Source organism: Maribacter sp. 6B07, assembly GCF_002700155.1.
GTDB classification, from domain to species: Bacteria; Bacteroidota; Bacteroidia; order Flavobacteriales; family Flavobacteriaceae; genus Maribacter; species Maribacter dokdonensis.
Window position 1 is genome coordinate 134,820 of record NZ_PDUT01000003.1, and the last position, 17,047, is coordinate 151,866.

Annotated in this window: 5 protein-coding genes; all 5 read left to right on the forward strand. The window is 37.9% G+C overall.

Annotated features, from left to right (window positions below; genetic code table 11):
- Window positions 1–12: 12 nt before the first annotated feature.
- The 5 genes from CSC80_RS13235 (at window position 13) to CSC80_RS13255 (ending at window position 16,977) form a co-directional block, all read left to right on the forward strand.
- A complete protein-coding gene (locus CSC80_RS13235) occupies window positions 13–3,486 on the forward strand; it encodes an Ig-like domain-containing protein (RefSeq protein ID WP_236973391.1) in 3,474 nt (1,157 codons plus the stop codon).
- Between the two features lie 13 nt (window positions 3,487–3,499).
- Window positions 3,500–4,453 carry a type IX secretion system membrane protein PorP/SprF gene (locus tag CSC80_RS13240; RefSeq protein ID WP_058106079.1) on the forward strand — a complete coding sequence of 318 codons (954 nt, stop codon included), beginning with the start codon at window positions 3,500–3,502 and terminating at the stop codon, window positions 4,451–4,453.
- A gap of 15 nt (window positions 4,454–4,468) precedes the next feature.
- Entirely contained in the window at window positions 4,469–6,409 is a 1,941-nt protein-coding gene (locus CSC80_RS13245; protein WP_099192448.1) for an OmpA family protein, read from the forward strand.
- Between the two features lie 335 nt (window positions 6,410–6,744).
- A complete protein-coding gene (locus CSC80_RS13250) occupies window positions 6,745–11,121 on the forward strand; it encodes a Calx-beta domain-containing protein (RefSeq protein WP_236973392.1) in 4,377 nt (1,458 codons plus the stop codon).
- Window positions 11,122–11,328: 207 nt separating this feature from the next.
- Window positions 11,329–16,977, forward strand: coding sequence for an FG-GAP-like repeat-containing protein (locus CSC80_RS13255; protein WP_180268622.1), 5,649 nt, complete (start codon window positions 11,329–11,331; stop codon window positions 16,975–16,977).
- The last annotated feature ends 70 nt before the right edge of the window (window positions 16,978–17,047 follow it).

Consider the following 17,047-nt stretch of genomic DNA (forward strand, 5'->3'; position numbering starts at 1 on the left):
ACAGTTTTCTGCGTGATTAATTTATTTGGTAGTCAAGCAAAATTACCTAGTAGGTTATCCACAAATGCTATAAAAAGTGAGGTAGATTGCACGGTTCATGATTCCAAAGAAATTCGTTCACAGGATTTAGGTGTTCAAAATGGTATTGATAATGGGACTTTAGCTGTAAATAACGTTGATGTTAGTTATAAATGGGGTTTGCCGGAAGGTAGTGTTTTGATTAGTATGACCGGTGGTAGTACGTTTAATTCTGGGTTGTTCATGGTTCAGAATGGTAAGAAAATAAATTTTTCTATAACGGGGTCTGTACCTGTTAAAATTACGGCTAAACACTCTGAGTTAGTTGCAGGGAATAGTACTGATGGTATTATTGCTTTAGATGGAGTTGTTTATGAATTTACAAATACCATACTCGCAGATGGTCTTACTTCGGGTATGAATGGTAATAATTATTTTGTACATAACAATTCCAATGTCTTAGTTGATGAGCATGAAAGATTTACATGGGAATCTCAAGAAGTAGCTAGTCAAATTGAATTTTATACAACTTCGCACTTGAAAAGTGCAGTAATTTTATTTTTGAAACCGATTGTTTGTCAAAATGAAATTGATACGGACGGGGACGGAGTTCCGGACAGTGCGGATCTTGACGATGATAACGATGGTATCCTGGATACGGAGGAAGATCCCAACCTTGACGGTGACAATGATCCTTTAACGAATCCGCTGGATACAGATAACGATGGTATACCGAACCACTTGGATATCGACAGTGACGATGACGGCATACCCGACAACGTGGAGGCACAGACCACTGATGGTTATATAGCCCCTAACGAGGACGATGCCGCGACCTACGCTTCCAATGACGGGGTGAACAGTGCATATCCTGATGGATTGGTGCCTGTGAACACGGATGGTACGGATAACGTGGATTATCTTGATGACGATAGCGACAACGATCTGGTTCCTGACAATAATGAGGGCAACGACTTTAATTTTGACGGAGTTCCTGACCAGACCTACACCGGTGTCGATACCGATGGTGACGGTCTGGACGATGGTTACGAGGGTTCCGATGTGAACGATGGATTCGATGTGAACGATGAGATCGACGATCCAGCGAACGACCTACCGGATACGGACGGTACAGAGGACGTGAACTACCGTGATCTTGACGACGATGGTGACGGTTTGGATACCCCTGACGAGGATGTCGATAATGACGGCGACCCGACCAATGATGATAGTGACAATGACGGCACTCCTGATTATTTGGACCCTGATAGCCCGGGTCCGGATACGGACGGGGACGGAGTTCCTGACAGTGCTGATCTTGATGATGATAACGATGGTATCCTGGATACGGAGGAAGATCCCAACCTTGATGGTGACAATGATCCTTTAACAGATCCGCTGGATACAGATAACGATGGTATACCGAACCACTTGGATATCGACAGTGACGATGACGGCATACCCGACAACGTGGAGGCACAGACCACTGATGGCTATATCGCCCCTAACGAGGATGATGCCGCGACCTACGCTTCCAATGACGGGGTGAACAGTGCATATCCTGATGGATTGGTGCCTGTGAACACGGATGGTACGGATAACGTGGATTATCTTGATGACGATAGCGACAACGATCTGGTTCCTGACAATAATGAGGGCAACGACTTTAATTTTGACGGAGTTCCTGACCAGACCTACACCGGTGTCGATACCGATGGTGACGGTCTGGACGATGGTTACGAGGGTTCCGATGTGAACGATGGATTCGATGTGAACGATGAGATCGACGATCCAGCGAACGACCTACCGGATACTGATGGTACGGAGGACGTGAACTACCGTGATCTTGACGATGATGGTGACGGTTTGGATACCCCTGACGAGGATGTCGATAATGACGGCGACCCGACCAATGATGATAGTGACAATGACGGTACACCGGATTATTTGGATCCTGATAGCAATGTTGATCTAGATGTGGTAGACGATGCTGTGACCACTCCTGTGAATACACCGATAGAAATCGATATGTTGGATAATGATTTCGGTATTCCAACCGATGGAACGTTAACGGTTACCGACCCTTCTAGTGGAACGGTTGAAATTAATGACGGAGGAACGCCGGATGATATTTCGGATGATACGATTACCTATGTTCCAAATGATGGTTTTGAAGGAACCGATACTTTCGAATATACCGTATGTGATTTAGAGGGTAATTGTGATACTGCAACAATTACGATTACGGTGGGGGAGCCTATTGATCTAGATGTGGTAGACGATGCTGTAACCACTCCTGTGAATACACCGATAGAAATCGATATATTGGATAATGATTTCGGTATTCCAACCGATGGAACGTTAACAGTTACCGACCCTTCTAGTGGAACGGTTGAAATTAATGACGGAGGAACGCCGGATGATATTTCGGATTATACGATTACCTATGTTCCAAATGATGGTTTTGAAGGAACCGATACTTTTGAATATACCGTATGTGATTTAGAGGGTAATTGTGATACTGCAACAATTATGATTACTGTAGGGGAGCCTATTGAATTAGATGTGGTAGACGATGCTGTGACCACTCCTGTGAATACACCGATAGAAATCGATATGTTGGATAATGATTTCGGTATTCCAACCGATGGAACGTTAACGGTTACCGACCCTTCTAGTGGAACGGTTGAAGTTAATGACGGAGGAACGCCGGATGATATTTCGGATGATACGATTACCTATGTTCCAAATGATGGTTTTGAAGGAACCGATACTTTTGAATATACCGTATGTGATTTAGAGGGTAATTGTGATACCGCAACAATTACGATTACGGTAGGGGAGCCTATTGAATTAGATGTAGTAGACGATGCTGTGACCACTCCTGTGAATGCACCGATAGAAATCGATATGTTGGATAATGATTTCGGTATTCCAACCGATGGAATGTTAACGGTTACCGACCCTTCTAGTGGAACGGTTGAAATTAATGACGGAGGAACGCCGGATGATATTTCGGATGATACGATTACCTATGTTCCCAATGATGCTTTTGAAGGTACCGATACTTTTGAATATACTGTATGTGATTTAGAGGGTAATTGTGATACCGCAACAATAGAAATAAATGTGGTGAATGATAATCCTACTGATCCAACTGACAATGCCATTGAGGTAAATCAATTGGTTACACCGAATGGGGATGGCAGAAATGAATTTTTGTTTATTAGAGGAGTAGATAAAATTCGAAATAGCACTTTAAGAATCTTTAATAGATGGGGAGTTGCGGTTTATGAAGGTGAGAATTACAACAATCAAAATAATGTTTTTGATGGAAGATCAAGAGGGCGATCAACCCTAAGTGTTGAAGAATATCTTCCATCCGGAATTTATTTCTATATTTTTGATTACACTACCCTTGATGGGGAAAGTAAAGTAGATAGTGAATATCTGTATATTAGTAGATAATAGATTATAAAATATGAATATTAAGAATAAGGTTTTAATTCTATTTGGAGGTTTACTACTTGTTTGTGGAACTTCTTTCGCCCAACAAGATGCACAATATACCCAGTATATGTTTAATACCATGAGTGTAAATCCGGCTTATGCAGGTAGCAGGGGACAATTAAGCATAACAGGTTTATACCGATCGCAATGGGTAGGTTTAGAAGGTGCTCCAAAAACACAAACCCTCAACATTCAATCTCCAATTAGAAACAGCAAGCTAGGCTATGGTGTTTCAATTGTAAATGATGAAATAGGTGATGGTGTTGTACAAGAAACATATTTTGATGCTGTTATTTCATATACCATAGATGTATCCGCAGAAGGAAAACTTTCATTTGGACTTAAAGCAGGTGGTAATCTTTTAAATCTTGATTTCAATAAATTAAGAAATTTTGATTCGGAGCCGGTTAATTCAGATAATATAGAAAATAGATTCTCACCAAATGTTGGCGTGGGTCTATATTATCATTCTAATGAATTTTATGCAGGACTTTCAGCACCTAATCTTTTCCAAACGGAACATTTTGATAATTCTCAGCAAGATGCCAATTCTGTTAGGTTTTTATCTAAAGAAAGAATTAACTTTTATTTGATTACCGGTTACGTTTTTGATTTGAACGGCAATTTAAAGTTTAAGCCCGCTTTACTTACTAAGGTTGTTGGAGGCGCTCCGTTACAAGTTGACGTATCTGCCAATTTTATGTTTAATGAGAAATTTACATTCGGTGCAGCATATCGTTGGGATGCCGCAGTCAGCGCTATGGCAGGTTTCCAAATATCAGACCAATTTATGATTGGGCTTGCATATGATAGAGAAACCACTGATTTAGGTGGTACACAGTTTAATGATGGATCATTTGAGGTACTCTTAAGGTATGAGTTGGTAAAATCATTTCAAAAATTGGTTTCACCACGATTTTTCTAAAAGGCAATTTTATATATGAAACATAAAGTAAAGTTTATTATCCTAACCTTTTTGATTTGTAACGGATTGGCATTTGCCCAAGAACGATTAATTCAAAAAGGAAATGAGAAATTTGAATCATACTCGTTTAGTCCGGCAATAGATATTTATAAAAAGGTCTTGGAAAAAGGATATGTTTCTGCAGACTTACTACGAAAATTAGGGAATTCTTATTACTATAATGCTGACTACAAAGATGCTGCAAATATATACAAGCAGTTAGTATCGGATTACTCAAATGAAGTAACTGCTGAAGACTATTTTAAATATGCTCAAGCATTAAAATCAACTGGCGAGTATGATACCTCTAAGTCTATAATGAACAAGTTTATAGATATAACTAAGAAGGATGGTCGAGCAACTGCTTTTAATGATGAAGCGGATTTTATGGCTGATATAGAAAAAAATTCAGGGAGGTATAATTTGGGTCCTTTTGAATTTAACTCCGCATATTCAGAATTTGCTCCTTCATTTTATAAAGAAGGTTTGATTTTTTCTTCTGATCGAGATACAGGTAATTTTGCAAGATATCGTCATACGTGGAATGCTAAAGATTTTTTAGACTTATATGAGGTAAATGCAGATAGTTCTTCCTTAAATCAAGTTAAAAAGCTTGGGAAAAATGTAAATACCCGTTATCATGAGTCGACTTCGGCAATAACAAAAGACGGTAAAACTTTATTTTTTACGCGCAATAATATAGAGAAGCGAAAGACTGTAAAAGATGAAAAGGGAATCGTACGTTTAAAAATTTTACGTGCGCAAATGACTGATGAAGGAATATGGGGCGAAGTAGAAGAGCTACCGTTTAATAGCGCTTTTTATTCTGTAGCAAACCCTGCTTTAAGTCCAGATGAAAAAACCTTATATTTTGCTTCGGATATGCCGGGTACGTTTGGAGAATCGGACTTATTTATGGTTTCAATCAATCAAGATGGCACTTTTGGTACACCACAAAACCTAGGCTCTAATATTAACACGGAGGCAAGAGAGACATTTCCTTTTATAACAAGTGAGGAAATATTATATTTTTCATCTGATGGTCATCCTGGTTTAGGTGGGTTGGACGTTTTTGCAACCAAAATAAAAAGACAAGATTTTTCAGGTAAAGTATTTAATTTAGGTAAACCTATAAATAGTAGCAGTGATGATTTTACTTTTATATTTAATGAAGAGTTAAGAACGGGTTATGTTGCTTCCAATCGAGATGAGGGATTAGGTAATGATGATATCTATAGTTTTACGGAGACAAAAGAATTAATTTTTGATTGTAATCAAAAAGTTACTGGAACGGTTAGGGATAAAATTTCCAATGAAGTTTTAATAGGGGCTACTGTAAAAGTTTTGGATGAAAACAATGAAGAATTACTATCGACCATAACTGATTCTAAAGGTAACTATAGTTTAGAATTAGATTGTCATAAAGGGAATTTTGTAAGAGCTTTAATGGAGGGCTATATTCCATTTGAAGAATATATAGGTGCATCGGATGGAAAACCTAAAATAATTGATTTTTATTTGGAAAGAGATCGTTTAACTGCTGGTTTTGGAGATGATTTGGCAAAACTTTTACAATTGAGTACAATATATTTTGATTTTGATAAGTATAATATCAGGAAAGATTCTGAGGTAGAAATAGAAAAGGTAATTGCGGCTATGGAAAAGTACCCAAGCCTAAAATTAAAAGTAAATTCCCATACTGATAGTAGAGGACCTGCAGCATATAATTTGTGGCTTTCTCAAAAAAGAGCAGAATCTACGGTGAATTATATGATTAATGAGGGGATAGACTCTACCAGACTTGTAAGTGAGGGCTTTGGTGAAACAAAATTGCTAAATGAGTGTGAAGATGGTATTAAATGTTCATCAGCAAAACATGATGTAAATAGAAGGTCTGAGTTTATTATTTTAGAATAATTTGTATAAAATACTACAATCAAAAGCAACTCTATTAGAGTTGCTTTTTTAGTTAGTAATACGCTTGAAAGCCTAGTATATTAGGTTGATAATAGACCAATTACCTAATAATTTTTTATTTTAACAGCTCCATTTAAGGTATTCACTTAGGTTATTTCCAACTTCACAACATTTATTGTGCCCTGCTTTAAGACATAGTTATTTTTACGGATGATATTGATTGTAGATAAACTTTGCATTTCAATACCCCCATTAATTTGATTATGAGATTAAAACAATTTTATTACTTAATTCTTCTTTTATGTTCAACTAGTTTCTTTGCTCAAGAGACATATTTGGATACATTTAGCAGTACTTCTTATTCAAATAATAACGGGACACAAAATTTTAGTTCTAATTGGACAGAACAAAATGAGAATAGTTCTGCATTTGGTGGACGTATAACAATTACAGGTGGAAGATTACGTTTTAGAAACAATGATGATAGGTGGATTTATAGATTTGTACCTTTAGCGGGAGCTTCTACAGCGACATTGACACTGGATTATGATGCAAATTCTGCAAACGGGCAAGCATTGGATGTTTATATATATAATGCAGATAGTAATCAATGGAATTATGTTCAAAGAATAAATAATGGTACCGGTACTATTACGTACAATTTAACAGCGGCACAGATAGATTCAAATCCTGCAATTATTTTTTATCCTCCAAATACGAATTGGGGAAATAATAATATTATATATATTGATAATGTTCAATTTACCGCTACTTATGGCGCAGAGTTAGAAATAAATGATGTCACTGTAAATGAGGATGATGGAACAGCTATATTTACAATTAGACAAATAGGTAGCAGCACAAGTGCTTATAGTGTAAATTATACAACCAACGATATATCTGCCATTTCCGGTCAAGATTATTCTGTTTCATCTGGCACTTTAAATTTTAATGGAAGCTTAAATGATACTGAGACTATAACTGTCCCTATTACTGATGATACTATTTTCGAAGGTGACGAAACCTTTGGTTTGTCTTTTACTTCTACAACGAATACGGATGTTGATATTACGGATACCGCTATCGGTACTATCTTGGCAAATGACGCTTTAATTATGACTGATAGGGGCTCCGCAACTACCTGTGATGATACATTTTTAGATTCTGGGGGTATCAGTAATTACTCTGATAACGAAGATTTGGTTTATACTATTTGTCCAGATACGGCAAATAATTATACACAGGTTAATTTTGATCAGTTTGATGTAATTCCCGGCGATATCTTATACGTATATGATGGTAATAGTACCGGTGCAACTTTAATTGGACAATATGATAATGATAATGTACCCACACAAATTTTTGCCACTAATACTAACGGTTGCTTAACATTTAGGTTTACATCAAATAATAATACAACGGGTAATGGTTGGCAGGCTAGTGTTAGTTGTTCACCTCCCGGACCTAAAATTGTTGTAGAAGATGTATACGTAGATGAAGATTCTGGTAGTGCTATTTTTACAGTAACTCACGTACGTGATCGTCATGGTTACAGTTGGTTATTTGGTTTTGTTGAAACACCATTTACCGTAGAGTATATGGTTAGTGACGGTACTGCAAATAATGGTAGTGATTATATTTCTGTAAACGGAACACTTACATTTACCGGTGAGGTAGGCAACGTTCAAACTTTTTCAGTTCCCATTGTAGACGATGGGGTACCTGAATTAGTAGAGTACTTTACAGTAGGGTTTTCTGATGCAACAGCACAATATGCTTCTGTTGATTATAGTGATACCGCCAATGGTTATATTAATTCTCAAATATTGGCAAATGATCCCCTTACGTTATTTCAAGAATTTGACGGTTATTTTGATTATTCTACCACAGGTGGTTCGTTAAGAACAAATGATAATAATACAGATGCCTGTTCAATAACGACTTCATCTTCAAATACCCTAATTTCACCAATACCCAATACGGGCACAATAAAAAAAGCATATTTATATTGGGCGCACTCTAGTACGGTGATAGACGGAACCGTTACTTTTGAAGGACAAACGGTTAATGCCAATTATCAATATCAAACTACGTTAACGAATAGAAATTTTTACGGTTATGTAAGTGATGTAACCGATATTGTTGAAGGTGTGGCAGACCCATCAACCAATGTATTTGATTTTTCTGGCTTGTCAGTAGATAATTCCAACACCTATTGTTCTTCTGCTACGGTATTAGGTGGTTGGACGTTGTTCGTTTTCTATGAAGACCCAAATTTACCAGCGGTGAACATTAATTTATATCAAGGTTTTGATGGTTTAAGTAATGACGGCAATTCTTTTACTTTAGACAGTTTTTATGCAATTGCAGGTGCTGGTGCCAAGGCATCGTTTTTATCTTGGGAAGGAGATTCTACCCTTGATGGTAATAGCTCGGGTACAACCAATCCAAATGGAGAACGATTATCAATTACTAACCAAGCAAATCAAGATTTTACGTTAGCTGGTGATGGTGGTCAAACAGGTAATAACGCTTATAACTCTACAATGTATGATAATACCACCACACCAGATTATAATGATAATACAACGTATGGGGTAGATTTAGATACCTATGACATTTCAACATTTGTATCGCCTGGAGATTCTCAAGTTACGGCAAATGTAGATGTTGGTCAGGATTTTGTGATATCTGCGGCAGTTGTATTAAAAGTGCCTTCAAACCTTATTGCGGGTACTGTTTTTGAAGATGTGAATTACGGTGGCGGGCAAGGTAGAAACATGACCAATGCCAACGGTGTAGGTATATCTAGTGCCATTGTAGAATTATATGAAAGCGATGGAACTTTTGTGAGAAGAACTACTTCTAAAGTGAGTGGTGATTATAGCTTTGGGGGTATGGCAGATGGTGATTACTATGTAAAACTTGTAAACTCCACAGTTAGATCAACCCGAGCAAATGGTATTAATTGTACTACTTGTGTACCTGTTCAAACTTTTAGAAGTTATGGGGATGTTAACAATAATATTGAGGTATTGGATGAAATTGGAGGAGCAGACCCAACTGCCTTCTCAGATTCTGCCTTAGGGGTTTTTGAAGATTCTCAGAGTGTATCATTGGTAAGTATAGCAAGTAGTGGTGTTGCCAATATCGATTTTGGATACAACTTTAATACTATTGTAAATACTAATGAATTTGGTCAGGGTTCTCTAGAACAGTTTATTCTGAATAGTAACACCTTGGGTGAAGTTGGTTTGGATATTGAAGCAAATGCTATATTTGATCCCGCAGCAGAAGAAGATGTATCAATTTTTATGATACCACCTACCGGAGATAGTTTTGGTAGAACTGCCGATGTAAATTATAATGCTGCAGGTTACTTTGATATTTTATTGGATAATTCAAATACCTTTTCTGTAATTACAGGAACAAATACTATCATAGATGGTAGAACCCAAACGGCTTATTCTGGCGATTCAAATGCTGGCACAGTTGGTTCTGGTGGAGCCGGTGTAGGCATTGCAAATACGGCATTGCCTAATTTTACTAGACCGGAAATACAAATTCATAGAAATGGTGGTGATGTTTTACGATTAAACGGTTCAAATGTCACGATACGAGATATGTCAATATATGCGAATAATAATGCTGGGGTTAGAGTTCAAGGAGGTTCGGCAACCATTTCGAACAATTTGTTGGGAGTAAACGCGCTAGGTGCGTCTGCTGGAAACATAGATTATGGTATTGAGCAAACAGGTGGTGATTTATCGGCATTTTCAAATTATTTATCCTCAAATACCATAGCTGGTATTTTTATAGATGGTGGTACACGTAGTACCATTCAGTTCAACCATTTAGATTCCAATGGGAGCACGGCATGTGATGATAATATTCTAATAGAAGATGGTAGTACAATTGTCATTCAAGAGAATCTTATAGAATCGGCAGCAGCATCTGGTATTGAAATTGATAATGTAGACGGAGTTACGGTTTCGAACAATAACATTCTTTTATCAGGTCAAAACGGAGGTAATTGTAGTGGAAATTACGAAGGTATGGCTATAAAACTCTCAGGTGATGATTCTGTAATTGATCAGAATAGAATTTATTCTAATGGCAGTGAGGGAGTGGTAGTTCTTTCTGGTGCATCAAACACCATTTCCCAGAACAGTATTTATGCAAATGGTACCGTAGTGCCTAGCTTGGGTATTGACCTAGGTATGGATGGCGTAACCCTTAACGATAATTCCGATTCAGATTCCGGTCCAAACAATTTAGAAAATTTCCCAATCATCAATTCCGCGTTTATTTCAGGATCTAATTTGGTGGTTACGGGTTGGGCATCTCCAGGTAGTACAATTGAGGTATTTTTTACAGATGTTAATGAAGGTACAGCTACTTTGGGAGACAATCAGTTGGGGCTTACCCAAGATTATGGTGAAGGTCAAACCTATATTGGAACGGCAGTAGAAGGTAGTGGGGATGACCAAGATACTACCACCTCTTCGTATGCAGACCCGGACGGTAATACTGACAATACCAATAAATACAAATTTGTATTTCCTTTACCATCAGGCACTGTTGTAGGAGATTTAATAACAACCACTGGTACAAGAAGTAATTCCACATCTGAGTTTTCACCAGAAATTATAATTAGTGCGTATACGGTAATTACTAATAGGAACATTACCTATCGTATTAAAGGAAATTAGATTTACAGGAAAGTTTTTTCTTACAAATATATTCTTCGCTAACCCTTTATTTTATTGGGATTTCGCGGCAGCCTACATATTTAAGAGTGTTTACAAATATCCTGTATAAATTGGCAACATAAATTTCATAACCCGGTTTGATTAGCTGAATTTTATTAAACAGAATCATGCTACTATTCCCTCTAACAGCATATCAAATATATGTTTATGGAGTTTTATCTGCTCAAAAGGATAAAATTTGGGGTTATTGGTGGTTTTATTATTGCTGCATTATCAGGTATAAAACTTAATGCACAAACGAGCTTTACAGAAAGCGCGGCTGCTTTTGGTCTAGATTTAGGACAAAAAAAAGACGGTGGGCACGCTTGGTCAGATTTTGATAACGACGGTGATTTAGATGTACTCGTTCTCGAAAATAATAATAATGCCAACGTAAAAAGTTTCTTAATGCGCAATAATGGTAACAATACGTTTTCCAATGTGCAATCAATTTTGGCACCCGGCATGTTAGGGGATTATGCCGAAAGACAAGCAGTTTGGGGAGATGCTAATAATGACGGCAGACCAGATTTCATGATAAATTCATCTGGTAATAGTAATGCCAGACAGGCTATTCAAATTTTTATTCAAAATACAGACGGTACTTTCGGTGACGGTATTGGGGGGTACAACCCAATAACCATAGGAAGATCGGGTTCAACAATAGTAGTACCTGCAGTAAATTCAGAAGGCGTTGGTTTTTTTGATTTTGAAGGTGATGGTGATTTAGACGTTTTTTTTGATAATCATGATATGGGTATTGAGTTGTTGCGAAATAACTTTATTGACCATACAAATCATACTGTTGCAAACCCGGCACCAACTGCCTTGTTCACTCATATTACGACCGGTAACGGTAGTGGCGTAACTGAATTTGGTCTAAACCAATTTGCCACGGATGGGGATTATGGTACCGCAGCCGATGTAAATGATGATGGTTGGGTTGATATTTTCATGCGTAAACGAGATGAAAATGACTTTTTCTTAAATCAAGGTGGCTCATTTTCAAATGGAGCAGATCTAGGTCAGGCGGCCAACAATAATAAAGGAGGTAATGGATTATGGGATTTGGATAACGACGGTGATCTAGATGCGGTATGGACAGAGAATGGCCTTACGCAAATACATAGAAATGATGGGGGAGGGATATTTACTCCTTTAGGAGCAGCTTCTTTTCCAGGGTTACCACAACCGGGTAATGTAAACAATGGTAGTTCAGGCGCTCGTATAGATGCTTTGTCAGGTGGAGATATAGATAATGATGGTGATATAGATATTATTTTAGTAGGTAACAGTAGAAGTTATTTGTACATCAATCAATTGAATAGTCCAACTCCCGCTCCAGGTGTAATTGGTAGTGGTGCGGCAATGAATTTTGCACTAGATGCTGAACAATTTAATTCAGGTAGAGACGGTGAAGGTACTACAATGGTTGATGTAGATGATGACGGTGATCTGGATATTTATATCAATATAAACAATAGTGCTAACCAATTATATATTAATAATTTACCGGCAGCCAATAGAAATAATCATCTATTGATAGATGTTACCGAAGATAGAGGTGCTAATGGTAATACAGGCGGTTTTTTAGGGAGGGTAGCCATTGGTACAAATGTGTTGATCAGAGATTGTTCGGGAAATATTATTAGTGGATTAAGACAAGTAAATGGGGTATATGGTCATGGTACCCAGCAACCGGAAGAAGTACATTTTGGTTTGCCTTTAGGTGAGAATGAAACTTATATTATAGAAGTTCATTATCCAAATTTTTATGATTCATCTGATCCTAGTGGCTATTCCAGATTAGTGGCTACTGCTATTGCGCAGCCAAGTACTATCGCAGGAACAAATCACTATACATTGACCACTACAGATGCTGAACTAATTGAAAATCCTAATGCCCCTGAGGCAAATAATGATCAAGAACAAGTATCATATGGAAATAATGTATCGGTTCAGATAGACCTATTTGCAAACGATTCTGATGCTGACGGAGATGATTTTTCTGTTGAAAGTATTACTCAACCATCAGTGGGTTCTGTGGTTATAGATGATGCGGATAATGGCTTGGTAACATTTACGTATAATGAAGCAACACCTTTTCCCGGCGAAACTACTTTTGACTACACCATAACAGACTCTACCAATTCTCTTTGTCCCTCATTAGGAAAAAGTGATACGGCAACAGTACGGATCTTTGAGCCGTGTACGGACCCTACGGGTATAGATACTGATGGTGACGGTATTAATGATGTTTGTGATCTAGATAATGATAACGACGGTATTTTAGATGTCGATGAATGTAACATATCGGCCGCATTGGTTGATAATGGCGATTTTGGATATTGGATTTTCAATGCTCCGGGATGGACAGGAAGCGGTAATCAATGGAATATGGACACCAATAGGGCTTGGTTTCCTCAATGGAACGGTACGGGTACTGCCAGTTTTTATCAGACTATAAATGTAGTGCCAGGTGTTGAGAATACTATCACCTTTGACTTAGGAGCTGACAACAGTTATGGTCGCGAAGTTATCTTGAATGTCTTAATTGGTGGGCAGGTAGAATTTACCGAAACTTCCAATCAAATAGTTTCAGCAAACGGAGGGAGGGCGCAAAATAATAATGAAACCTTGAACATGTCAACAAGGACATTTTCATTCATTCCAACTTCTAATAGTATAGAACTAAGGTTTAATGGTATTTCATCTGCTACAAATCATGATAGAATGTATGTGGATAATGTAGTTCTTTCAACTGGTTGTGGTGATACCGATGGTGATGGTATTGTGGATATTTACGATTTGGACAGTGATGGAGATGGTTGTTTTGATGCTTTGGAAGGTAGCGAGAGTTTAAATTTTTCAGATTTAAATGGCGATGGAAGTATTTCAGGAGGGGTAGATAGTAATGGTGTTCCTCTGACGGCAAATGGTGGGCAAGGTTTAGGTAGTAGTAATGATTTTACGGTAACAGCAGATGAATGTGATGATGATGGTGATGGTGTGAACAATGCAAATGATAAATGTCCTTATTTTGATGATGCCATTGATAGTGATAATGATGGCGTTCCCGACGGATGTGATAACGATGATGATAATGATGGCATATCCGATTGTGACGAGTCTTTAGAAAGTGTTTCTAGTCAGTTTGCATGGACATTAAACTCACCTTCCGGAAATTTGAATATGGATGCTACCTACGCTTCGGAAACAAATGATTGGGTTTTGGAGAATACAGATGCCATGATATTGAATACGTCTATATTTAATGTAAATGGAAGTAATATAGAAATACGGCCAATAACGGCAGTTGATAAAGAAGAGGCAATAATAAATGAAGATTATATAGAGGTTTCTTTTACAACTGGTTCTGAGGTATCCTCGTTTGAATTGAGCGGAATTACTTCTGGTTGGTATCAACCTTACAGAGGAGATTCCTATTATTCATCAGCGGTATTTACAAGAACAGGTTCTAACGCGTGGACTACCCTTTCTACAGATGTTTTTCATACGGATAATGGTAGTAATTACGCCACATTTCAACATTTGGATATAGGGTCTGTCTATTTAGAGGCAAATACAGAATATACCTTTAGATTTTATGTCTATGGTCAAATTAATGATTCATCAGAAAACTACTCTATTATAGACGACATTCATTTTAATTTTATTGCATGTAGGTCTGGTAATTTAGATGGCGATGCATACCCAAATCATTTGGATGATGACAGTGACGGCGATGGGTGCAATGACGCAGATGAAGCCTATGCAAATACATCATCCGATGTAGATGGCAATGGTATGTATGGTTCTGGCATACCCACGGTAAATGAAAGTGGATTGGTAACGGCTGCTTCATATAGTGAACCTATTGACGGTGATAATAATGGTAATTATGATTTTTTACAGGTTGGGCAAGTACCTGTAATAACGGATCAACCAGTAGATGCCAACGCTTGTCCAGGTGGATCGGCTTCATTTAGTGTGAGCAGTTCGGCAGGAGATATGTATCTATGGCAAGAAATTATTAGCGGTACTTGGACTAATATCTCTGAAGGAGGAAAATATAGCGGTACCGATACAAATACCTTAACAATAACAAACACTTCGCTATCAGATCATAATAATAGATATAGGGTCGTGATATCTAATCCGGCTTATGTATGTGCAAATACTACATCAGAAGAAGCGGTACTAATTGTTCAAGTGCCGATAGCAAATGCTGGTTCAGATCAGACCATATGTGATGGCGAATCCGCAACATTAACAGCTTCGGCTACTGGAGGAAGTGGTAGTGGTTATATATATGAGTGGAGCACAGGCGCAACAACTCCAAGTATCACCGTTTCACCTTCAGGAAATACTAGTGGAAATGTAATGGTCAATTATACGGTTACCGTTACAGATAGTAGTGGATGTACAGATACAGATGAGGTCACCGTTACTGTTGAGCCTACACCTACCATCACGGTTACGAGCTCACCAAGTTGTAATTTTAGATTGTTTCAACCAACAACCTACTCTTTTGAAGTTACCGTTAGCGGTGGTACGGTAACTGCCACAGATGGTACGGTAACCAACGTTTCGGGTGATGTTTGGAGAATAGCAGATATTCCCGATGGTACAGATGTGGTTGTGACTTCAACACAAGGTAATTGTAGCAGAGATTTACCGGTAACGGCACCAAACTGTGTTTGTCCGGTGGTAGATCCTCCTACTAGTGACGGTAATAAAGAATATTGTCAAGGAGATACAGTACCTGAAATTTCTGCAAGTACGAGTGGAGGTACAGAAACTATAGACTGGTATGATGCTTCTTCAGGAGGTAACTTACTTCAAAATAATAGTTTAACATATCAGCCGTCTTCGGCAGGAACGTACTATGCCGAAGCAAGAAATACTTCTACAGGATGTGTTAGCGGTACTAGAACAGCTGTAACAATTATCGAAAATGCACCTCCTTTGGCTAATGCTGGTTCAAATCAAACCATTTGTGACGGTGAGTCCGCAACATTATCAGCCACGGCAACTGGTGGTAGTGGTTCTGGCTACTCTTATGTTTGGAGCACAGGGGAAACAACACCTACAATAACTGTAACTCCGACAGGCAATCCAAATTCAAATACTACAACAACGTATACGGTAACCGTAACAGATGCTAATGGATGTAGTGATACCGATACTGTTAACGTTACTGTTTATTCTAATCCAACCGTAACCATAAGTACTGATAATGCTTCTTGCGGAATAGATAATGGGGCAATTACTTTTAATTTTCCAGACCACTCAAATAGAACCGGTATTAAGTTTAGTATCGATAATGGGGCAAATTATACCAGTGCGGCAGATAATAGTGGCAGTTATACGTTTTCAAACCTTCCTGCAGGAACATACCCGCTATGGGTACGCTGGGGTAATAACGCTTGCCCGGTAAGCTTGGGAGATTATGATATTAATACAACCCCGGAAGTTATGGTTGTAACACAACCAGTGGATCGGACTGTATTAACTGGTGAAAATGCCCAATTTACGGCTAATGTAACCAATGCGGATACATATCAATGGCAAGTAAGTGTCGATGGGGTTAACTATGTAAACTTAGTGGATGATTCTGAGCATTCTAGTACTCAAACGTTAACTTTAAATGTGTTGAACGTTCTAAAGGAAAAAGAAGGGTATTCTTATAGACTTCTCGCTTCAAATTCCGGTACATCTTGTACGGAAACACCATCTAACGCAGCATTATTATTTGTAAATGTTAGAACGGTAATTACAAATAAACGTATAACATACCGTATAAAACCTAATTAAAATTTAGTGTTCCTTCTTTTGTAATTCCTTGAATGTGGAAACTCTAAACCAATGTTTTTTTAAGCATATA